The following is a 21,619-nucleotide window of genomic DNA, read 5'->3' on the forward strand; positions in this document are numbered from 1 at the left end:
TGAGGGGGAGTTTTTCGGGAAAGAGCTTGTGGAAGCTTTTGGCAACAGGTTTTATAGCCTGAAGTATTCTGAGGTGGAATCGGTTAGTTTTTCTGATACCCCTGATTATCAGATCAATATCCTTGAGATCAACTTTGAAGGGAAACCAGAATTTGAGAAAAAACACCTTCATCCATCCAATCTGTTTTTCAGGAGGTCCCGAAAAGATGACATCCAGAAATGTCTTGGCGTGAAAGCCATGCTTGAATACTTCCGTGAAAATCCTTTTGATCCGGAAAAGGCCATGCAGTTTCTTTATCCCGCGAAGGAAAACGAAGCCAAAACTTCAATAGCAAGAAAAAAAATTCGGAATCTGAAAAAGAGGCTTTTCCTGTTCTTCCAGTTTAAAATAGGATGAGCGCTGGGCCTGATTCAGCAAATCTGGCAGAAACCCTACTCATTTTTATTTCCGGAAGGACTTGAAGTAGTCAAATTTTCAGGAGACCTCCCTCCTAAAAATTAAAGAAATAGGCTGTTACGATTTGAATGACGTGACCCCTGTGGGGGAGGTTCATTTTCTCAAAACGGTGTTGCAGTTGCACCTGAAATTTTTGTTTTCCGGGAAGCAGCCAGCCAATACCGGCATCCAGACGGTTGTCCAGAGGCACTTCTCCATCAGCAGGTGATGCAAGGATTTCATTTTGAAGGATCAGGTAAGGTTCGGTTTCATCAAGGCGCTCGCCACGCAGAGGAATGTCGGTACTAATGCGGGCCCGGTACCTTTGCTGAAAGCCACTGGTACGGAAACGCTGTTCAGCCCTCAGCCTAACAGCTAGGCGAATCTGACCCGCAGTAGAAACAAAAGAAAACTGTTCAGTAATGCGATGCTCATAGCCTGGTTCCTCCAGAAATGGGTCATCCATTCCGGCCACATATCCCAGCGAAATTTTTCTTGAACCAAAAAGAGAATAATTGGCAAAAGCCTGCAATTCAAAACGCTCGGTGAAAGATTTTTCAAATCCACTGGCAGTATTGCCGTTAAGTAGTTGTCCCATCTTTACTTGGCCGTTCAGCCCCCAGCGGTCATTTATTTTCCACGAAAGGGATAAAGCAGGTTCTGCCTTGAATTCAACAGGAGTCTGTGCTTTCAGTGAAAAGACTGAAACCCCCATGATGGCAAACAAAAGAATTATTAACCTTTTAAAAAAGTAAGTTGCCATCGGAAACCGGGATTATTTTACGTTTGGAAACCAAGTTAAAGGAAGCATCGAACTGATATTCGAAAAACCCAAAATCACCGCGGTCATGACCTCTGACCTCGGCTTCGATTTCAAAGCCGCTGGGAGGCAGGTTATCGGCGGAAAGGACCTTTTCAATGAATGCTGTCATTTCTACATCTTTTCCAGGATGGTACTGTTTTTGTATCCGCTTGATCCGGAAACGGCGATAATTTGATTCAAAATAATCATTCAGGGGCACGCCTGCCTCCGGTTCAAGGCTTTTCCACCTGACCAACTCTTCAATGTCTTTTAACGTGTGGTTATCAAAAAACTCAATACTGAATTGTCTTCCCTTGAATTTTAATTTAACCTCCCATGTCAGGTTTTCCCCATCCGATTCCCGGAAGTATTTTACCTTTTTGGCCTTGTCCATAAAAGGGGAGAGGTATTCCAATATCTGCCCGGGGACTTGATGCATCTTAACAGATTGTTCAAATTCCCTTTTCTCAACTGACTGGGCAAGAGAACTCATTCCGACTGATGTCAGGATTAGGAAAAGAAGGTTAATCTTTTTTTTCATTTTTGGCCCGTTTTGTAATTAAACCGTGGATTAAATTATTTGTTGATTTTTTGGTGAATTTTTTTCTAAAAGGTAATAAGAAAAGGGAAAAAGCTTAAATTTGCAACAAGGTTGCAAAAAATTAACCTTTATGGAAGAGATTTATGCTTTGCTTGAGGAGAAAAAATTATCACGTACACGTTGCCGTATAGAGATATTGAAAGCTTTGAGGAAGGCGGGGTCAGCCCTATCTGAGCCGGAGATCCGGGAAAAGATCGGTGAACATTTCGACCGGACTACGGTCTACCGTTCACTCAGGAGCTTTTTGAAACAAGATGTGATTCACAGCATTGCCCTTGATGGTGGTGAGTTGCGCTATGCCCTTACGCCCCAAAATGATGTGGCACAAAGCAGTCATCATATCCATTTTTTCTGTGGTGAGTGCAACGGGGTATTTTGCATTTCTCACAAAGTATTTGGCACACCAGATCTTCCTGAGGGTTTTGAAGCCACTCACTTTGACCTTTTGATCCAGGGAAGGTGCAAAAAATGCAAAAATTAAACGGGGTCGACTTGATTATTCCTTTTCCAGCAATGAAAAGTTTTTGGAAAAATTAAATAAAACTAAAAAAATGAAAGTTGTTAAAAAGTATAACTTAAGAGCTATTTTGCTTTTGATGCTATTGCCTGCATTCCTGATAAGTTGCGGAATCCGGGAGCCTAAAACAGATATTGTTTCAGTGAGCATCTTGCCGCTTCAATATTTTGTCGACCGGTTGACGGGTGAGACGCTTGAAGTGAATGTGATGGTCCCTGAAGGGGCAAGCCATGGTACCTATTCCCCTTCTGCACGGCAAATGCAAAAGCTTTCCGATTCAGGGTTGTATTTTCGTTTTGGCTATCTGGGCTATGAACAGGCCTTCATTCGGCGCTTGAGTGAAATCAACCCAGAACTGCTTGAAGTGGATCTTTCTTCCAAGGTGGAGCTGATTCGTGGCGAACCCATTGTTCACGGAGATCATGTTCATGAAGGAGGAGTAGATCCCCACGTCTGGATGTCCCCCAAAGTTATGCTAAGCCTGCTGCCAGAAATTCGTGATGCCCTCGTTGAAGTTTATCCGGAATACCAGGATGAGGTTGACGCAGCTTTCCCAGCCATAGTGGAGGAAGTGGAACTACTGCATGCTGAGATGCTTGAGACCACTCAAAACATGCTGCAAAAGCGTTTCTTGATCTTTCACCCTGCCCTGACATACCTTGCCCGGGATTATGGCCTTGAGCAGGTTTCCATCGAACACGAAGGCAAGGAGCCTTCCCCAGCTCAGCTGAGTCACCTTATTTCGGAGGCAAGGGCAGAAAGCATCCCGGTGATATTTATCCAGGAAGAATACGACCAGCGCAACGCGGAATTGGTTGCCGCAGAAACCGGGGCTACCATTGTTCGTATTAACCCTATGGCCTACGACTGGATGCACGAAATGAATCATTTAATGGAAGTATTAAAACAACACTTTCAATGATAAAACCCCTCGTAATACTGAAAGATGTTTCCACAGGGTATTTCTCAGAAACCGTTTTGAGAAGCGTTAACCTCAAGATCTTTCCTGACGATTTCATTGGTATCATTGGGCCCAATGGCGGAGGCAAGACCACCCTGGTGAAAGCCATCCTGGGTATCCTGCCGCTTTTTAATGGGAACATTTCCTTTCCCCAGGGGAAGCCACGGATGGGGTATCTTCCCCAGGTTTCCTCCATTGATAAGAGTTTTCCCATCACTGTAAAAGACCTGGTATGTTCGGGACTCAAATCAAAAAGGTCATTAATTCCCCATCTGACCAGGGAGCAGAAGGACAGGGTCTGTCAACTGCTGGATGAAGCCGCATTAACCAAATTTGCCAAAAAACCCATTGGGGAGCTTTCGGGAGGACAATTGCAGAAAGCTTTATTGAGTCGGGCAATCATTAATGAGCCTCAATTGCTCATCCTTGATGAACCCAATACTTTTGTGGATAAGGGGTTCGAACGGGAGTTATATCAGTGGCTAAATAAATTGAATGACAAAATGGCTATTCTGTTGGTTTCCCATGACATAGGTACCATTAGCCCAATAGTGAAGACCATTGCCTGTGTGAATGGTAACCTGCATTATCATCCCTCAAATCAACTTACCGAGGACATCCTGAAGGTTTATAATTGTCCGGTTGATATCATCGCCCACGGGCCAGTGCCTCACCGGGTATTAAAAGAGCATGACATATGAGTGAGTTTTTCTCCATAATGGAGTATGCATTCTTCAGGAATGCGCTGGCGGCCGCATTGCTCACCAGCATAATCTCAGCGATGGTGGGTACATACATCGTTTCCCGAAAGATCGTATTTATCAGTGGGGGTATCACCCACGCTTCGTTTGGTGGGATTGGAATGGCTTATTTCTTTGGTATCAACCCCCTTATAGGTGCTGCTGTTTTTGCTGTTTTGTCGGCTATAGGAATTGAGTGGGTTTCGCAAAAGGGAAAAGTCCGCGAAGATAGTGCCATTGCTATCCTTTGGTCTCTGGGAATGGCGTTAGGAATCATCTTCGTTTTCCTGACACCAGGTTATACCCCCAATTTGATGAGTTTTCTGTTTGGCAGCATCCTTTCGGTTGGTAAGACTGAACTTTACCTTTTGCTGGCCTTTTCTATTCTAGTGGCAATGTTTTTCAGGATATACCTCAGACCAGTCATACATACGGCCTTTGATCCTGAGTTTTCAAAAATCATGGGGGTGCCGGTAGAATTTTTCCGCTATACCATGTCAGTCATCATTGCTTTGGCCATTGTCATCAGCATTCGCTCAGTGGGCATCATCCTGGTGCTGAGCCTGTTTACCATCCCCCAAATTACCGCCATGCTCTTCACCCGTAACTTTGCCCGCATTATTCCGCTTGCAGCTTTGTGGGGCATTACAGGTTCCCTGATAGGGTTGTTTGTTTCCTATTTCTTTAACATTCCCTCAGGGGCAGCCATTATTTTCTTCCTTACCCTGCAATTCTTTGTTGTGAAGGCTATTGTAATGCTTCGGGAGCGGGTTCTTCGCCGAAAGTCTTGAAAAAAAGGAAATCAAATCTTACAATAAGTTCGGCCGAAGGAGTTTTTCCGCTGCTGCAATTGAAATTTCTTTTCTCTTGGCGTATTGTTCGACCTGTTCTTGTGTTATCTTTCCCAGGTTGAAGTAACGGGCTCCGGGGTGGGCAAAATACCAGCCTGATACCGAAGCACCAGGAACCATGCTAAAACCTTCCGTGAGGTAAGCTCCGGTGTTTCTCTCGGTTCCCAAAAGATCAAAGATCTTTTGCTTCTCGCTGTGTTCTGGGCATGCAGGATAGCCCGCTGCCGGACGTATGCCCGCATAACTTTCACGCAGTAATTCGGTTAGGTGAAGATCCTCATCTGAATCATACGCCCACAGTTCTTTTCGCACTTTCTCGTGCAATAGCTCAGCAAAGGCTTCAGCCAAACGGTCGGCAATCATTTTTGTCATGATGCTGTTGTAATCGTCCTTTTGGTCCTTGAAGGTATCTGCCAATTCATCAGCTCCGTGAACGCTTACCACAAAGGCACCCAGATGGTCAGCCAGACCCATATGTAAGGGTGCTATGTAATCGGCAAGTGAAAGGTTAACTTTGCCCGGCTCTTCCTTTACTTCCTGAACCCTAAGAAAGTTGAAACGCAAGATTTCTTTATTACGTTCCTCATTTTCATAAATGATCACGTCCTCCTGAAGGCTGTTGGCCGGAAATATTCCTGCCACACCGCGGGCTTTCAGAAGTCCGTTGGAGATGATATGCTGCAACAACTTCTGCGCATCATCAAATAGTTTACGGGCTTCCCTGCCTTTGAGGGGGTCATCCAGCACTGTCGGGAATTTGCCCTTGATCTCCCAGCCGTAAAAGAAAAAGGTCCAGTCAATATAATTCGCGATCTCCTTGAGGGGATAATCATCAAAAACTTTAACGCCTATCATTTTTGGCTTGGTTAGTCTGGCTTTTTCAGGGTCATATCTGAATGGATTCTGTCGCGCTTGCTTCAGGTTTAGATATTTTTTCTGGGCGCTGCGCTTGTTATGCTCTTCCACTTGCCGGGTGCTATCGGCATAGGTATCTTCAATGAATTCTTTACGCTGGCGGCTCATTAAAGTACTGCAGACTTTTGCTGCCCTTGAGGCGTCCTTCACGTGGATCACTCCATGATCGAAAGCCGGGGCAATCTTTACAGCCGTATGCAAGGAACTGGTGGTCGCCCCGCCAATCAGCAGGGGTAAGTTGAACCCTTGCCGCTTCATCTCTGAAGCCACATGAACCATTTCATCCAAGGAAGGGGTGATCAGTCCGCTCAGGCCAATAATATCCGCCTTTTCTTCCAGTGCCGTTTGCAGGATCTTCTCGGCAGGCACCATCACCCCAAGATCAAGAACCTCAAAGCCGTTGCATGCCAAAACAACCCCCACAATATTTTTGCCGATGTCGTGCACATCACCCTTCACGGTTGCCAACAAAACCTTGCCGGCGCTGCTCACATTTCCATGCAGGCTTTTTTCTTCCTCAATGAAGGGCGTGAGCCAAGCAACTGCCTTTTTCATTACCCGGGCGCTTTTCACTACCTGTGGCAAAAACATCTTCCCTGAGCCAAAAAGATCACCCACATAATTCATGCCGTCCATTAGCGGGCCCTCTATGACTTCCAGCGCCTTTTCCATTTGCAGGCGCATCTCTTCAGTATCCTGTTCAATAAATTCATCACGCCCCTTCACCAGGGCATGGGCCAGCCTTTCCCTAATGGGGAGGTTTCTCCAGGCGTCACGGTCACTCTCCGCGCGTTTGCCGCCCTGCTTCTCCTTCACTTGTTCCGCATAAAGAAGCAGACGTTCGGTGGCGTCCTTACGGCGGTTCAGAATGGCATCCTCCACCAGCTGCAAAAGTTCAGGAGGTATTTCATCGTAAATCATCAATAGGGAAGGGTTCACAATGCCCATATCCATACCTGCCTGGATCGCATGAAAAAGGAATGCAGCATGCAGGGCTTCACGGATATGGTTGTTTCCACGGAAGGAAAAAGAGAGATTGCTGACCCCTCCGCTAATATGAACATGGGGCAGGTTTTTCCGGATCCAGCGGCAAGCCTTGATGTAATCCTGGGCGTAGTTATTGTGCTCTGCAATGCCCGTGGCAATGGCCAGGATGTTGGGATCCAGGATGATGTCCTGGGGAGGGAAGTGCACCTGCCGGGTTAGCAGGCGATATGCCCTTTCCGCAATTTCTATCTTCCTTTCATAAGTATCGGCCTGTCCTTTTTCATCAAAGAGCATCACCACCACAGCGGCCCCATACCGGTGGATAAGACTGGCCTGCTGCAGAAATACATCTTCCCCTTCCTTGAGGCTGATGGAGTTGACAATGCTCTTCCCTTGCACGCATTTCAGCCCTGCTTCGATCACCTCCCACTTGGAGGAATCAATCATGACCGGCACCTTTGCAATCTCTGGCTCAGCAGCCATGTGGTTCAGAAAGCGCGTCATGGCAGCCCTGGCATCAATCATAGCATCGTCCATGCAGATGTCAATAATCTGCGCGCCGTTCTCCACCTGCTCACGGGCAACGCTTAGGGCTTCCTCGTATTTTTCTTCCTTGACGAGACGGGCAAATTTGGTGGATCCTGACACATTTGTACGCTCCCCGATGTTGATAAAGTTTGAGTCGGGCCTGATCTCCAAATGCTCCAGGCCGCTCAGGCGGGTGAGGGATGATGGTTCCGGGATATTCCTTGGCGGGTATTTTTCGGCCAATTCAGCAATGAGGCGTACATGTTCTGGGGTAGTCCCGCAGCAACCTCCCACGATGTTTACCAGCCCTTCCTTCAGGAAGTCCTCGATGATGGCGGCCATCTGTGGGGCAGTCTGCTCATATTGCCCGAACTGGTTGGGAAGTCCTGCATTCGGATGAGCGCTAACCGCGAAAGAGGAATGCTTGCTGAGGACTTCCATGAAAGGCCTGAGCTGTTCAGCTCCCATGGCACAATTCAAACCGATACTCAATAAACTGGCATGCGTTATTGAAGCCAGGAAGGCCTCGGGGGTCTGCCCCGAAAGGGTCCTGCCACTGGCGTCAGTAATTGTTCCGGATACCATTACCGGTATTTTCATTTCATGCGCCTCTTCGTAGTCCGAGATGGCCATCAGGGCAGCCTTGGCATTAAGGGTATCGAACACGGTTTCCACCAAAAGAATATCAGCACCTCCATCCATGAGGCCACGAATCTGCTCATAATAGGCATCCCTGAGCGGGTCAAAAGTGACAGCCCTGTAGGCAGGACTGCTCACATCGGGAGAGAGGGAGGCTGTCTTGTTGGTGGGACCCAAAGAGCCTGCCACAAAACGCGGCTTCGAGGGGTTTAGAAGTGTATAAGCTTCACAGGCCTCACGTGCCAGGCGGGCAGAAGCCTGGTTTAGTTCATAAACCAGACCTTCCATCCCGTAATCGTGCAATGATATTGAGGTGGCATTGAAAGTGTTAGTCTCGATAATGTCAGCACCGGCTTCCAGATACGCCTCGTGGATTTGCTTGATGATATGGGGTTGGGTCAGGGAGAGCAGGTCGTTATTGCCCTTCACCTTTTGTGTGATATGGGCAAAGCGCTCCCCGCGGAAATCTTCTTCCTGCAATTTGTGACGCTGGATCATCGTTCCCATGGCTCCATCCAGTACCAGGATACGTTGCTTCAGCAGTGCTTTAAGGGTATTCAGGCTAGTCATTTTTTTCTTTTTTGTAATTACAGCACTTTCTCTGATATCTTAATAATGTGGTCAACCTGGCCCATTGTATATATGTGGATGAAGGGAAAACCATTGGCTATCAGTTCCCTGATCTGGGCAGTGGCCCATTCGATTCCTGCTTCCTTCACTTGCTTGTTGTCGGAACAGGCTCCAACGGCTTTCACCAGGTCAGGCGGGATGGTCAGGCTGAAAGTCCTTGGCAGCATTTGGAGGTGGTCCTTTATCGAAATGGGCTTCAAACCCGGAATAATGGGGACTTGGATGCCGGCTTCCCTGCAGCGCTTCACGAAGTTAAAGAAAACCTGATTATCATAAAATATTTGCGTGACAATATAGTCGGCTCCTTTGTCCACTTTCTGCTTCAAGTAAAACAGGTCCTCATCAGGGTTAGGCGATTCGGGATGTTTTTCCGGGTAACCGGCAACACCTACCGAAAAACTGGTCCGGGTGGGGCTTTCAACGTATTGTTCGTGGTAAATTCCCTGGTTCATGGCAATGATCTGTTCAAGAAGCTCTGAAGCATGCCGGTGACCCAGGGGGTTGGGTGTAAACCGTCCCGTTATCTTGTCGCCGTCGCCGCGTACCACCAGCAGGTTGTGTATGCCCAAAAAGTCAAGATCAATAAGTGCGTCTTCTGTTTCCTGGCGTGAGAAGCCTCCACAGATCATATGAGGAACCACATCCACCTTGTACTTAGCCTGGATGGCCGCAGCAATGCCAACCGTGCCGGGACGCTTACGCACCACCCCGGGTTTCAGGCTGCCATCGGGCTGCTTTACATACGAAACCTCTTCACGATGATAGGTGATGTTTATAAAGGGCGGGTCAAAAGGCATTAATTTGTCGAGGGTCGAGAAAATGGTGTCTATACTGCTGCCTTTCACTGGGGGGAGCAACTCATAGCTGATGCGGGGGTGCGTGCTTTGGGAAATATGTTCGGGTATGGTCATGGAGTTTGAAGTTTGGGGTTTGCGGTTCAATGTTCCAAGTTAAAATGATGTGTTTATTGCGAGCGAACGTGTCCGCTAACCAGCGGATATTTACTTAAAACCTTGGCATAATAATTCACCTGTTTAAAGAGCAAGGAAACATTGTTCATTGTCTTAAAGCAATCTAATTTTCAGAAACTGGTTGTGATGAAAGTAGCCTGGTTTATGCTGACAAAAAATCAGCAGCCAGGCCTGTGCATAGCCATATGCACCCTGTGAAGAAAAAAGTTGATTACGGGAGTTTGCATTTTCTACTTCGTTTATAATTCCTTTAGTTAAGGCAGGTTTTGGCACCTTACACCAGGCGGGTTGCCAGAGCTTCATTGAGCCTGTTCTCTCTGCTCTTCTTTATAAACCGGTCTGAATAAGACTTAAGCTTATCAAAAGTAACAACTTTTCTGATCATTTGTTTTATTGCATTTTTTGTTTCTGGAAAAAATAATGGCTAAATTTAATGCCTGCAAAAAATCTTGATTCTTTAAATATGCACCCATTATGAAATACCGACAGTTTGCCTTTTCCGTATTGGCCTTAACTGCACTCATGTTCCTTCCTACCTGTTCCGTTAACCCTGTGACAGGCAAAAAGCAGTTCATGATGATGTCTGTTAACCAGGAGGTTGCCATGGGAGCCGAATACGACCCCCAGGTCATTGCCACTTTTGGCTTATATGAGGATCCGGATCTGCAGGTCTTTCTCGACAGTAAGGTCAGGGAAATGGGACTGATCTCCCACCGGCCAAACCTCGAATATCACATCAAGATCCTCGATTCACCTGTCGTTAACGCCTTTGCTGTACCCGGGGGATACATTTACCTTACCCGAGGTATCATGACCCATTTTAACAATGAAGCAGAACTCATCGGCGTTATTGGCCACGAAATGGGCCATATCACCGCCCGCCATTCGGTCAGCAACCAAAGCAAGCAAACTCTCGCTCAATTATTGCTGATCGGTGGAATGATCGCCTCTGAAAAATTCAGGCAATATGGCGAGTATGCCATGCAAGGCATGCAACTTTTGTTTCTTAGCTTCAGCAGGGATAATGAGCGTGAAGCCGACCGTTTGGGCGTGGAATACGCTTCCAGGATTGGCTATGACGGGTCAAAATTTGCTGATTTCTACAAACTGCTTATCAGGATGAATCCTCCACCTGAACAGGGCGGGGTGCCCACTTTCCTATCGACTCACCCCGATCCCGGCGACCGTTATAACGATGTGAACCGCGATGCGCTGCTCTGGAAGGACAGCCTGGACTTTGCCACCTGGCAGGTAAATGATAACCACTACCTTCAAATGATCGAAGGCATGGTCTATGGCGAGGATCCCCGCCAGGGCTATACTGAGAACAATGTCTTCTATCATCCCGAGCTGAAATTCAAATTCAATTACCCTGCGGGCTGGCTTTTCGAAAACTCTCCCATGCAGGTTCGCATGGCGCCACAGGATGGCAATGCCCTGATGATATTCATGCTGGTTCAGGGGAGCAACCTTCAGGCAGCCGCCCAGAACGACCTTCAGCAACTGGAGGTCAATGTGCTTGAAAGCCAGAATGTCACCGTTAACGGGATGCCTGCCATTGCCGTGTTGTCAGAACAGTCGAGCCAGGATCAAAGCACAGGACAGGTTCAAAACCTGCGCATCCGTTCGAATTATATCAATGACAATGGAACGTTTTATGTCTTCCACGGGGTGAGTTTAGCGGAAACTTTTGATAGTGTTTTGCCGCGCTTCAATAGCACGATGGGGAGCTTTGCCAGGTTAACCGATCCTGCCAGGATCAATGTCAAACCCACCAGGATTTACATTAAGCGGGTGCAGCAATCCGGAACCCTCAGTGATGCTCTCCGCTACCACGGGGTCACCACCCAGAAAATGGAAGAGCATTCATTCCTCAATAATATGGAGCTGACAGAAAGGGTGCAGGCAGGCAAAATGATTAAGGTCCTTGGGCAATAAAGACCATAATTTTTTTCAATTTTTCAAAGAACTTTTCCTCCTGCATGGGTGGTAGCACATGGATTTTTCAACAACTTAATTCCAAAATCAATGACAAAAAATGTTTTTCCGGCCTTTTCGTGGTTGATGTCAGGTCTTATCACGATTCTTTTTTTGATATCCTGTCAGTCGAATCAAAACTCTGGAAACGAACCTTTCAGTAATTCTTATCAGCAACTGGTAGAAACCCTGTCATCTCCTGAATTTGAAGGGCGCGCCCCTACCACGCGGGGCGGAAGAAAAACAGTAGCCTTCATCGAAGAGGAGTTCAAGCGGATCGGTCTCCTTCCCGCCAATGGTGACAGCTACCGCCAGCCTGTGCCCCTGGTGGAGGTGACCGGAGAAAATATTTCGCCCTTGGTGCTCAGTAAGGCAGGAGAGGAGTTATCCTTCTCTTATCCCGAAGAAATGATCGTGGGCTCTTCCGTGCTGCAGGACCGTATCGACCTTCAGGAAAGTGAGTTGGTTTTCGCCGGATATGGCATCGTGGCTCCTGAATATGGGTGGAACGACTATAAGAATATCGACGTAACAGGCAAAACTGTTATTGTCCTGGTCAACGATCCGGGTTATGAGCTCAAGGATTCCACCCTGTTCACCGGATTTGCCATGACCTACTACGGCCGCTGGGGTTATAAATATGCCGAAGCTGCCCGCCAGGGCGCCGCTGCCGTGCTCATCGTCCATGAGACCGATCCCGCTAGTTATGGCTGGGAAGTGGTGCGCAACTCCTGGTCGGGCCCCCAGTACCAGGTGGGTGGCGATGGCAACGGCCCCGAGGTCCTTGTCAAGGGCTGGATCCAGAAAAGCACGGCCGAACAACTGTTCGAAAAGGCTGGGTATACCCTCCAGGACTTGAAAACCATGGCTCTTGAGGCTGGGTTCCAGCCTTTCTCCCTGGAGATGACCGCCAGCGTAAGCTTCGACCAATACTATTCTCAGGCTGAATGCTATAATGTGGCCGGCTATGTGAAAGGCTCCGAATATCCCGACGAGACCATCCTCTTCATGGCCCATTGGGACCACCTCGGAAAGGTGGAAGGGCCAGAAGGCACCGCCATTTATCACGGGGCAGTGGACAATGCTACCGGCGTGGCTTCCATTATTGCCCTGGCCGAAAAGTTTGCCGCCATGGATCCCCCGCCCCAGCGCTCGGTGGTGTTCCTTGCCGTGACAGCCGAAGAGTCGGGCCTGATCGGTTCGGCCTACTATGCCGAAAACCCCCTCTTTCCGCTTGAGAAGACCGTCGGCGGCATAAATATCGACGCGGTGAATGTTTACGGCCCTACTCACGACCTGAACGTTGTAGGTTACAATGCCTCGCAGATGCAGGATTATCTTGAGCAATATGCCACTGAGCAAAATCGTGTCCTTAAGCCTGAAAGCCACCCAGAGCGGGGTGCCTTTTACCGCTCCGATCATTTTCCCCTGATGCGCAAGGGCGTACCTATGCTCTATGCTGGCAGCGGGCGCGACTATGTAGACAAGGATGAAGCCTTCGCCGAATGGGCTGAGCAAGATCTCAGAAGTCGCTACCACCGTCCCACCGATGTGATTACCGAGCACTGGGTCTGGGAAGGAATAGACGAAAACCTCTGGCTTTATTTTAAAATAGGGCAGGAATTGTCCACCAGCCGCGACTGGCCCCGATGGCGCGAGGGAAGCGAGTTCCAACCCATCAGGGAAGCAACTGAAGAAATGAGAAGTGAGCGGTGAGACTGTTTTTTACATGGGTTGTTTAGGATCCATCGACAGGGGATAGGGTCCCTGTTTCACCTGTTACATGATTTCCATCCTGTTGTGGATTTTTATCCCCAAATCTACATTCTTCCATTTATTTTTTAAATGGAGTTGTATGCCTTTTGGCCTGTCAATCCCTGCAATGGTTCTTTTCAGAACAAAACGGGTCATAAAGAACATTTTTGGCATAATTTTTTCACATGTAATTCCAGAGTATCTTTTTTGAATTTATTGTTAATCAATTAAAAACCGATATTATGGACAAATTTGAAATTAAAGGAAACTGGAATGAACTGAAAGGGAAACTGAAACAGAAATATGCCAGTCTGACCGACGACGATCTTACCTATAGCGAAGGCAAAGGAGAGGAAATGCTGGGGAAAATCCAGAAGAAATTAGGTAAGACCCGTGACGAACTAATAAAGGAAATTGAATCCATGTAAATCAAGAAATACCCAAATTGAATATTCAAGGCCCGTTTTGGCAAAAATGGTGAAATTGAATATTCAGTAATTGACCAAAAGTAAAAGGGGCTGTCTCAATAAGGTGAGGCAGCCCCTTTTTTGCCATCCAGGAGAACCCCTTCGCCCTCATTTTTTGCTTCTCGACCAACCTTCTCCGCAAAATCCGATACTGCCACCGGCAGGGGAAAGGGCCTTTTCAGGGTATTTCTTTATTCATAAATAAAATTTAGATAACACGTATTTTAGACGTAGTTTAAACGTGTGTGCACGTCTGAACTACGACTGAACTCCGAACCTGGTAAGACCCTGTTAGGACTTCAAATGCATTCAGATTAGCTGGTGATTGCAATGAGAAGTGTTTATGCTGGTAAATTTTAATGCCTTACCTGGCCCCCAAAAAAAATATTATGAATGGGTTTTGCATCAGGGAGAGCTGAGCCGGACAAAATGAAGAGGCCACTCCCTGGTTTGAGAGGACCTCTTCTTAAAACCTTATTTATTTTGGTTTTCAGATTAACTTACCCTGCTGATAAAAACAGGTTTATCTGCTTCTTCAATTATATCTTCAATATTGCTGCCGAAGATGAGCTTCTTTATCTTACTTTTTCCCTGGGAAAGTACAGCGATCATGTCTGGGTTGTTCTTCCTGATGAAGCTGTGCAGGCCACTCTCAAGGCTGTCGTTGTTGACAATATTGATTTCATAATTTTTTAATTCGTATTTCTTTGCCAGGTTATGGAGCTTTTCAATGGCTTCTTCCGAGGATATCTTATTATCGGAAATAACATGCAAGAGCTGTAAGTGGGCATCGAAATCACTACCAAAGTCAAGAATTTCTTTCAAGCCTTCCTGGTTTTCTTCGTTAACATCAATGGCAACAGCAATATTCCTGATTTCACTGACTTCCGTTTCCTTTTTGAGTATTATTGCCGGGTAATCGATCTTTCGGATAATCTTCTCTGTGTCAGATCCAAATAATTTTTCCCAAAAACTGTTCTCATCCCGGCTGCCGCTTACCAGGAGTCCTGCACCTAATTCCTCCATGACGTCGTTTAAACCGGTAACGCTATGTCCAAATGTGACTTTGGGGATGACCATTATCTTATCAGTAGAAAAACGCCTGGCCTCTTTTTCGGCAAGTTCCTGGTTTTTTTCTAATATCACATTATTAAGCTGATTGGCTTTTAAACTCTCTGTGGCAATCATATCTCCGGTAGTCGTGTAGATGTAGGAGGGCGTGATGATATTCAATGAAACGATTTCTGAAACCTTGAGTTGCTCCGCGAGCTTCTTTGCAAATGATAAAACTTTTTTTGACAGGTCATCAAAGTCGGTCAAGACCAATAATCTTCTAACGTTCATTTCTCTTGAGATTTAATGGTAGTTCCTTTTTTATATTAAAATGCCAATTCTGTACCAATCGTTCTGTTGTTGGTTAAAATTTTGTAATGGTTTAATAATTAGATGCTTATGAATATAATTGTCGGCTGAGTGTTTTGTTTTTTGTGGAACAATATCAACAGTCCTGAAATTTTTTGTAAATTATGCAATGAAAATTCAGTTAAAAATTTGTAGAACCATAAGAAATTGCCATCATGAAGGACAGGTTTCTGGAAATAATGCCCAATCCTGTTATCGTTTATAATTCGGAATGGAAAATAATAAAAATTAACCAGCCTGCCCTTCAATTTCTGGGATATTCAAGCCCGGATGAGTTACTTGGAGAGTCTATTCAAACCCTTCTGCCAGCAGGGAAGACTGATCTGGTCGATGAGTTGAATAGTCTTTTGCAAAGAGCGCATAAGATTCACCCTGGGAAAGAAATTCAGCATGTACGAAAAGATGGAGCCCTTGTTAAACTATTCGCTCAGTTTAAAATTTCTGGGGTAGAGAAGGATCCCCTAAAATTCAATTTTGTTGAGTCGGGCATTATTATGGGAGATGGAATGGAAGGGCATGACCAGAGGCTGAAAGAACTAAAGTGCTGGAAAGTTCTTGCCGAGAATGTTCCGAGCCTTATTATGATGCTTGTCGATAAAAATCTTCATGTGCATTGCAGTATTGGTCGCGGAAAAAATGTCGTGTCCGATTTTGAGGCCGAAAGTTTGGTGGAACGCCTTCCTGGGGGGTTAGTAAAGGTTTTAAAACCATTGCTGGAGATTGCTTTTGAAGGGACATCCGTAAGCAGGGAATTAATGCATGGAAGAGAACACTATGCCGCCCGCCTGACACCTCTTAAACATCCGGAAGAAGGTCCTTTGTGTGTGATCGTTTTGCAAAACATCACGGAAACCAAGCTGGCTGAGAGAAGGCTAAAGATTTCAAAAAAGGAGGCTGAAGAGGCCAATGAGGCCAAAAGCAATTTTATTGCCAAGATGTCGCACGAGATCCGAACCCCGCTTAATGCGATCATTGGATTTAGTGAACAATTAAGTAAAACCCGGCTGACGAAAAAACAAACTTCTTTTATTGAAGTGGTGAATAATTCATCGCACCACCTTTTATCAACCATTGATGACATTTTAGTATTAACAAAGATTGAATCGGGACAGGTTGAAGCGACAGAAGAACCCTTTAGGTTGGCTGACGTGCTTAAAGCCGTTAACGATGTCCTGGAGCTCCGGTATAAAAGTAAAAACCTTGATTTTCAGATTCAATGCGATCCTGACCAACAAGAAGTCTTGCTGGGCGACCCGGCCAAACTGCGTCAGGTCCTAATCAACCTGGTGAATAATGCCATTAAGTTCACTAAAAAGGGAGGGATCACCCTAATCTGCTCCACCCAGGAGAATAACCCTGAAAGAATCTCCTTGCGGTTCATGGTGAAAGATACGGGTATCGGCATCGCTCCTGATGAACTGGAATCTATTTTCAAGCCTTTCCACCAGGCCGATAACTCGATTAGCCGCAGGTACTTCGGCTCCGGATTAGGTCTGACCATTAGTAAGGATCTTGTCGAATCAATGGGGGGTAATATTTTAGTTCAAAGTACTCTTGGGAAAGGATCAACATTTTCCTTCGCTTTGACTTTTAAAAAAACAACCAAACAATTGCCGGAACGTGATTATTCGTGCTCTTTTTTGCCCGAGGCCCCGGTTAATCACTTGAGAGTGCTTTTTGTCGATGACGATCCAGTGAATAGCTTGCTGGTAAAAGTGATTTTTGATCAATATAAAGTGAAAAGTGTTTTTGCCAGCTCAGGCGAAGAGGCCTTAAATCGATTCAGTTCGGGGGATTATAATGTGATCCTACTGGATATCAATATGCCTGGCATGAGCGGAATTGATGTGGCGCAACGGATAAGAAAAATGGAGAATAAATATGGATTGAAGTCCCGGACAAGAATCATTGCCATGACAGCCAATATTTTAAGAAAACACATCGAGGAGTATTATAAGGCTGGGATGGATGATGTTCTTCTCAAGCCTTTTAAGGAAGAACACCTCCTCGGTAAATTGGTAAATCACACCTTCGAAAGAATGGGTGAGAGATCTGATATGGCACATTCTTCCCGTCTCGAAAAAACAGATCCGGACGATAATCTAAACGAGTTGCTAAAAATAACCAAGGGAAATAAAGAGTTTACGCTATTGATGCTTGATGCTTTCATAGATAACGGCAAAACTATGAAAAAGAAAATCAAAGCCTCATTGAAAGCAAGGGATTATCGTGGTATTGCTGAATCAGCCCATCGGTTGCTGGCCTCGGTTGAGCAACTGGGTTTCAGAAAAACAGCAGACCTGCTCAGGCTTATCGAGCGCCGGTATATGAAAAAGAAAAACATTGAAGAGGATCCTCAGCTTATTAAGCATGCCATCAGGGAGATAGATGCTTGTATTGCCTCCATTGAAAAAGCCAGGATCGAATTCTTATAATGTATGGGAGAAGCCCTGATTATTAATTATCTTTACGATAAGTTTATTCAAACGACACATATATGCGCCCTTCCATCCTGATTATAGATGATGATCCTTATATTATCACCTTGCTGGATAATTACTTTAAACGTGAGGGTTATCTGACCTATACTTCTTCGAAGGGGAAAGCAGCCCTTCAACTGATTCGCAGTAAACGAATTGATGTTGTCCTGTGTGATATCCGCCTGCCGGACATCAACGGAACGGAGCTATTACAGAAAATACAGCTGTTATCTCCTGATTCGGTTGTTATCATGATGACCGCCTATGCTGAGATTCGGGCTGCGGTGGAGAGCATACAATCGGGGGCTTTTGATTATGTTACCAAACCGATTTATCCCGAAGAGATCAGTGATATTGTTCAGCGGGCCATCCAGAAGAAAAGCAGTATTGCCGAAAAAGAGGTGGAGTATATTACGGGGAACAGTCCAAGAATGCTAAATATCATTGACCAGGCAAAACTGGTGGCCCCTACCCACATGTCAGTGCTTATACAGGGGGAGACCGGTTCTGGAAAAGAATACATCGCCCGACTTATCCACGGTAATAGCGCACGCAAAAACAAAAAATTCGTGGCTATTGACTGCGGTGCCATACCCCGTGAACTGGCAGCCAGTGAGCTTTTCGGTCATGTGAAGGGGGCATTTACCGGTGCAATAGCCAATAAATCGGGCTATTTTGAGCAAGCGAATAGTGGAACCATTTTCCTGGATGAAATTGGAAACCTTCCTTACGAAACACAGGTGAAGTTGCTTAGGGTGATACAGCAAAAAGTAATCACCCGGGTCGGCGACAGCAAATCCATTGACGTTGATGTTCGCATCATTTCTGCTTCCAATCGTGATCTTCTTAAAGCCCTTGGGGATGGACATTTCAGGGAAGATTTGTATCACCGGATTAATGAATTCAAAATTGAATTGCCTCCATTGCGCGAACGCGGCGACGATATTTTAATTTTTGCACGACATTTTCTGAAAGAGGCCAACCTGGATCTTAAGAAAAATGTTAAGGATTTTGATGACGACGTTGTCAAGGCCTTTAAGAATTACTCATGGTATGGTAACTTGCGTGAAATGCACAATGTGGTAAAACGCAGCGTGTTGATTGCACGGGGCGATTTTGTGTCATTGGATTGCTTGCCCGAAGAATTGAGAACCGAAAATGATCGAAAGACAGAACTGGAATGGCAGGATGGGAATGCCCTTGACTTAAAAAATGCCTCTGAAATAGCTGAAAAACGTGTTGTTGAAAAGGCCCTGAAAGAAGCCAACTACAACAAATCTTTGGCTGCAAGAATTCTGAAAATCGACAGAAAAACCTTATATAACAAACTCAGCCGGTTTGGAATTAATTATTAAGAGGGCTGCTGCAATAGTTTTTTATCACAGCAGCCTCGTTTTACCTCTTAGTACGATTGCTTATTTCTCGATCTCAAAAGAGATTTTTGCATTCACTGCATATGAAACAATCTTGTTGTTTTCTACATTGGCGTTCATGTGCTTAATGTAGATTGATTTAATGTTCTTAACCGTTTTAGCGGCTTCCATTAAAGCATTTTGGGTAGCTTCGGTAAAACCCTTATCAGATGAAGCAATAACTTCAATAACTTTAATCATTCCCATAACTTTTACTCCTTTTTTTTAATTTTTAATTCGTTTATTAGAGTGATAAAACCATGCCATAAATACTTGGAACGTTTTTAAGTTTGTTCAGCTAAGGTACTTTGTGGTAGTTTGCAGCGTATCTGGATGGTTTTTAAAAAAATTATATGTTGTGCAGGTGTTGGCCTTGGGGAAACTGAGCCAATATTGGTTTATTCACTAGTTGGGTTTCTGAAAACAAAAAAGATGTGTTTTCCTTCAGATCTCATGGTTTTTAAAAAACATGAGATTGTAGAATGCCATCCACAATGGTTGATGTGCCAAAAGAGAAGGCATAATACAAGCCATGACAGATGAATGTTTCTGCGTTTTTTGATTTTTGGTTTAATCCCCCCAGGATGTAATGAACCCTTCTACTTCGCTTTGGAGTTCATTGAGATTGTTTATTATTTCCTTCTTGACCTCTGTCCCGTAATGTACTGTGAGGGGTTCGTCCAGTGCAGGTTCCAAAGTGTCGATAGGCATTGGTTGAATGTAAGGATAAACAGTAGGCCGGATTCTCTGCCTTATGGTCTCACCCTCATCTATTAAAGCCAATCGGAAGTCAATTTCAACCATTTTTTGTTTTATCCTGATAATCCTGTCGCGGGTTTCCTTTTCAATTTTCTGCAATGCTCTGTCCATTTCATTGTGGTATTCATCAATCTGATCGTCCAGCTTGTTGAGGAGAGCATCGGTTTTGTTGATAAAAACGGACATATCTCCTTCATCCTGGATTTCGTTGATTTCCTCAACCACATCTTGCATTTCCAACATTATTTCGGCCATGTTTTCCTGAAATTCTGCTTCAGAAGACTGCTGTTGGCAGGAAACAAAGGCAAGCAGGATAAATGCAATGGATAATACGAAAGGAATCATTTTCTTTTTCATGATTTTAAAATTTTTGGGTTTAGAGATTTTTGAACAGATTCTGTATCCATTAACTAATAAGACCGTGTACGAGTAATTGCGGCCAATAATTATACCGGAAACTGATCAAAATCAACATACCGGAACTTCAATATTTCAAAAAAAACGGCTTAATGAATTGGTATTAAATCATTATATTATTTGCTTAAAATGGTGATCCCCGCTTCTTTAGCAAAATATTATTTTGGCCAATAGAAGCTAATGGGGAAAGAAAAACCTAAAATGGGGAAATTATTCCACAGGATGGCCCATGATCTTTTGATGAAATAATTGCCTGATTGCTGTTTTTCTTTATTGAAGAATTTCTATGGCTGAAGCTTGCATAACGCCATTTTTCCCAGCGCAGGCTCCATTTAATACCCGGTTTTTTGAAAGAAAAGCTGATGATAGGCCTTGCAAAAAGTATTTGGAAGGCTTTTTGAATCATTTATTAAACATCAATCTGTAATTCAATGGTACCGGATCCGGAAAACAACCAACGCTTTAATATAAAGCATATTCCAGGCTTGATAAAACGAACTGCCATTTCATGGAACGAGGATGACCCATGGCGGTTAAGCGCCGTAGTGGCTTATTATGCCATCCTGTCATTGCCAGGCCTGCTGGTTATCATTATTACCATGCTGGGTTATATTTGGGGCGCTGAAATCGTTGAAGGGCACATTTATGCTGAGATTAAGGCAACCCTTGGGCAGTCTGCCGCCAACGCTATTAAGTCGATAATAGAAAATGCGGGAAGCGGCGAAAGCTCATGGATTGCAACAGTAATTGGTGTTGCTGCCCTTGTTTTTGGTGCAACAGGGGTCTTTTACCACCTGCAAATATCCATTAACAAGATATGGGAAGTTGAGTCAGATCCCAAAAGTGGAATACTGCAATATCTAATCGACCGGACAAAAAGTTTTGGTTTTGTTTTGGTTGTCGGATTTTTATTACTCATTAGTTTTGTTATTTCGGCCATTCTCAGGGCTTTACAGGATTATATTGTACAGTGGATTCCAAACATCGCTTACCTGATATTGTGGATTGCAGAACTGCTGATTTCATTTGGTGTCATTACGGTTTTATTTGCATTAATCTATAAATATTTGCCGGATGTACATATAGGTTGGAGAAGTGTTTGGATTGGTGCGATTATCACTTCGTTGTTATTTGCCATTGGAAAAGAAGGATTAACCTATTATTTTGGGGAGGCCAGTCCGGGCAATGTTTATGGTGCTGCGGGGTCGATAATAATTATTTTATTATGGGTTTCATACTCATGCCTTATTTTGTTTTTTGGCGCAGAATTTACGGCTATTTATACCAGGCGCTATGGATATAAATTTAAGCCAAAGAGCCATGCGAAATTTAAAAATAAGCCGGAATAGTCG

General features: G+C 44.9%; 18 protein-coding genes and 1 riboswitch. Of the genes, 11 read left to right on the plus strand and 7 right to left on the minus strand.

Annotated elements, in window-relative coordinates:
- Positions 1-397: hypothetical protein (locus tag V2I46_03095; GenBank protein MEE4176473.1), on the plus strand; the 397-nt coding region annotated here is incomplete at its 5' end.
- 94 nt (positions 398-491) lie between these two features.
- Here the strand turns inward: V2I46_03095 and V2I46_03100 are convergent.
- Complete coding sequence (locus V2I46_03100; GenBank protein MEE4176474.1) at positions 492-1,199, minus strand: DUF2490 domain-containing protein; 708 nt, start codon at positions 1,197-1,199, stop codon at positions 492-494.
- On the minus strand, positions 1,180-1,779 hold the full coding sequence (locus V2I46_03105; protein ID MEE4176475.1) for a hypothetical protein: 600 nt from the start codon (positions 1,777-1,779) through the stop codon (positions 1,180-1,182). The genes V2I46_03100 and V2I46_03105 overlap by 20 nt, the downstream gene beginning before the upstream one ends.
- Before the next feature lie 130 nt (positions 1,780-1,909).
- Between V2I46_03105 and V2I46_03110 the strand changes: the two genes are divergently transcribed.
- From V2I46_03110 to V2I46_03125, 4 genes are all read left to right on the plus strand, one after another.
- Entirely contained in the window at positions 1,910-2,320 is a 411-nt protein-coding gene (locus tag V2I46_03110; protein ID MEE4176476.1) for a transcriptional repressor, read from the plus strand.
- A gap of 70 nt (positions 2,321-2,390) precedes the next feature.
- Complete coding sequence (locus V2I46_03115) at positions 2,391-3,278, plus strand: zinc ABC transporter substrate-binding protein (protein ID MEE4176477.1); 888 nt, start codon at positions 2,391-2,393, stop codon at positions 3,276-3,278.
- Positions 3,275-4,018 (plus strand): ATP-binding cassette domain-containing protein, encoded by a 744-nt coding sequence (locus tag V2I46_03120; GenBank protein MEE4176478.1) that lies wholly within the window; start codon positions 3,275-3,277, stop codon positions 4,016-4,018. The genes V2I46_03115 and V2I46_03120 overlap by 4 nt, the downstream gene beginning before the upstream one ends.
- Entirely contained in the window at positions 4,015-4,848 is an 834-nt protein-coding gene (locus V2I46_03125) for a metal ABC transporter permease (GenBank protein ID MEE4176479.1), read from the plus strand. Before V2I46_03120 ends, V2I46_03125 begins: the two co-directional genes overlap by 4 nt.
- 18 nt (positions 4,849-4,866) lie before the next feature.
- On the opposite strand, the gene metH is transcribed toward V2I46_03125, so the two are convergent.
- Together metH and V2I46_03135 are read right to left on the minus strand one after the other, a co-directional pair.
- Complete coding sequence (gene metH, locus V2I46_03130) at positions 4,867-8,547, minus strand: methionine synthase (GenBank protein ID MEE4176480.1); 3,681 nt, start codon at positions 8,545-8,547, stop codon at positions 4,867-4,869.
- Positions 8,548-8,564: 17 nt separating this feature from the next.
- Positions 8,565-9,518: a methylenetetrahydrofolate reductase gene (locus V2I46_03135; GenBank protein MEE4176481.1), complete on the minus strand. Its 954-nt coding sequence runs from the start codon at positions 9,516-9,518 to the stop codon at positions 8,565-8,567.
- A gap of 296 nt (positions 9,519-9,814) precedes the next feature.
- Positions 9,815-9,914: riboswitch (SAM riboswitch) on the minus strand.
- A gap of 138 nt (positions 9,915-10,052) precedes the next feature.
- Between V2I46_03135 and V2I46_03140 the strand changes: the two genes are divergently transcribed.
- The 3 genes from V2I46_03140 (at position 10,053) to V2I46_03150 (ending at position 13,738) form a co-directional block, all read left to right on the plus strand.
- Positions 10,053-11,516, plus strand: a complete 1,464-nt coding sequence (locus tag V2I46_03140; GenBank protein ID MEE4176482.1) for a M48 family metalloprotease — start codon at positions 10,053-10,055, stop codon at positions 11,514-11,516.
- A gap of 90 nt (positions 11,517-11,606) precedes the next feature.
- A complete protein-coding gene (locus tag V2I46_03145) occupies positions 11,607-13,271 on the plus strand; it encodes a M20/M25/M40 family metallo-hydrolase (protein MEE4176483.1) in 1,665 nt (554 codons plus the stop codon).
- Positions 13,272-13,552: 281 nt separating this feature from the next.
- Positions 13,553-13,738: a CsbD family protein gene (locus V2I46_03150; protein MEE4176484.1), complete on the plus strand. Its 186-nt coding sequence runs from the start codon at positions 13,553-13,555 to the stop codon at positions 13,736-13,738.
- A gap of 534 nt (positions 13,739-14,272) precedes the next feature.
- Here V2I46_03150 and V2I46_03155 read toward each other — a convergent pair.
- The gene (locus tag V2I46_03155) at positions 14,273-15,121 is read right to left on the minus strand and encodes a universal stress protein (GenBank protein MEE4176485.1); all 849 of its coding nucleotides are present in this window, start codon (positions 15,119-15,121) and stop codon (positions 14,273-14,275) included.
- A 233-nt stretch (positions 15,122-15,354) separates the two neighbouring features.
- On the opposite strand from V2I46_03155, the gene V2I46_03160 reads away from it, so the two are divergent.
- Both V2I46_03160 and V2I46_03165 read left to right on the plus strand, forming a co-directional pair.
- Positions 15,355-17,634 (plus strand): ATP-binding protein, encoded by a 2,280-nt coding sequence (locus tag V2I46_03160; protein ID MEE4176486.1) that lies wholly within the window; start codon positions 15,355-15,357, stop codon positions 17,632-17,634.
- A 62-nt stretch (positions 17,635-17,696) separates the two neighbouring features.
- Positions 17,697-19,034 carry a sigma-54 dependent transcriptional regulator gene (locus V2I46_03165; GenBank protein MEE4176487.1) on the plus strand — a complete coding sequence of 446 codons (1,338 nt, stop codon included), beginning with the start codon at positions 17,697-17,699 and terminating at the stop codon, positions 19,032-19,034.
- A gap of 60 nt (positions 19,035-19,094) precedes the next feature.
- Here the strand turns inward: V2I46_03165 and V2I46_03170 are convergent, their stop codons facing one another.
- Complete coding sequence (locus V2I46_03170; GenBank protein ID MEE4176488.1) at positions 19,095-19,292, minus strand: dodecin family protein; 198 nt, start codon at positions 19,290-19,292, stop codon at positions 19,095-19,097.
- Between the two features lie 369 nt (positions 19,293-19,661).
- Positions 19,662-20,207: a hypothetical protein gene (locus V2I46_03175; protein MEE4176489.1), complete on the minus strand. Its 546-nt coding sequence runs from the start codon at positions 20,205-20,207 to the stop codon at positions 19,662-19,664.
- Positions 20,208-20,698: 491 nt separating this feature from the next.
- Here V2I46_03175 and V2I46_03180 point away from each other — a divergent pair, with 491 nt between their 5' ends.
- Entirely contained in the window at positions 20,699-21,616 is a 918-nt protein-coding gene (locus V2I46_03180) for a YihY/virulence factor BrkB family protein (protein ID MEE4176490.1), read from the plus strand.
- The last annotated feature ends 3 nt before the right edge of the window (positions 21,617-21,619 follow it).

The organism is Bacteroides sp. (assembly GCA_036351255.1).
Lineage (GTDB): Bacteria > Bacteroidota > Bacteroidia > Bacteroidales > UBA7960 > UBA7960.

Coding starts and splice junctions, on each gene's coding strand:
- V2I46_03180 (MEE4176490.1), top strand. CDS start 20,699: ATGGTACCGGATCCGGAAAACAACCAACGCTTTAATATAAAGCATATT.
- V2I46_03100 (MEE4176474.1), bottom strand. CDS start 1,199: ATGGCAACTTACTTTTTTAAAAGGTTAATAATTCTTTTGTTTGCCATC.
- V2I46_03105 (MEE4176475.1), bottom strand. CDS start 1,779: ATGAAAAAAAAGATTAACCTTCTTTTCCTAATCCTGACATCAGTCGGA.
- V2I46_03110 (MEE4176476.1), top strand. CDS start 1,910: ATGGAAGAGATTTATGCTTTGCTTGAGGAGAAAAAATTATCACGTACA.
- metH (MEE4176480.1), bottom strand. CDS start 8,547: ATGACTAGCCTGAATACCCTTAAAGCACTGCTGAAGCAACGTATCCTG.
- V2I46_03155 (MEE4176485.1), bottom strand. CDS start 15,121: ATGAACGTTAGAAGATTATTGGTCTTGACCGACTTTGATGACCTGTCA.
- V2I46_03145 (MEE4176483.1), top strand. CDS start 11,607: ATGACAAAAAATGTTTTTCCGGCCTTTTCGTGGTTGATGTCAGGTCTT.
- V2I46_03175 (MEE4176489.1), bottom strand. CDS start 20,207: ATGAAAAAGAAAATGATTCCTTTCGTATTATCCATTGCATTTATCCTG.
- V2I46_03115 (MEE4176477.1), top strand. CDS start 2,391: ATGAAAGTTGTTAAAAAGTATAACTTAAGAGCTATTTTGCTTTTGATG.
- V2I46_03170 (MEE4176488.1), bottom strand. CDS start 19,292: ATGATTAAAGTTATTGAAGTTATTGCTTCATCTGATAAGGGTTTTACC.
- V2I46_03140 (MEE4176482.1), top strand. CDS start 10,053: ATGAAATACCGACAGTTTGCCTTTTCCGTATTGGCCTTAACTGCACTC.
- V2I46_03135 (MEE4176481.1), bottom strand. CDS start 9,518: ATGACCATACCCGAACATATTTCCCAAAGCACGCACCCCCGCATCAGC.
- V2I46_03165 (MEE4176487.1), top strand. CDS start 17,697: ATGCGCCCTTCCATCCTGATTATAGATGATGATCCTTATATTATCACC.
- V2I46_03120 (MEE4176478.1), top strand. CDS start 3,275: ATGATAAAACCCCTCGTAATACTGAAAGATGTTTCCACAGGGTATTTC.
- V2I46_03160 (MEE4176486.1), top strand. CDS start 15,355: ATGAAGGACAGGTTTCTGGAAATAATGCCCAATCCTGTTATCGTTTAT.
- V2I46_03125 (MEE4176479.1), top strand. CDS start 4,015: ATGAGTGAGTTTTTCTCCATAATGGAGTATGCATTCTTCAGGAATGCG.
- V2I46_03150 (MEE4176484.1), top strand. CDS start 13,553: ATGGACAAATTTGAAATTAAAGGAAACTGGAATGAACTGAAAGGGAAA.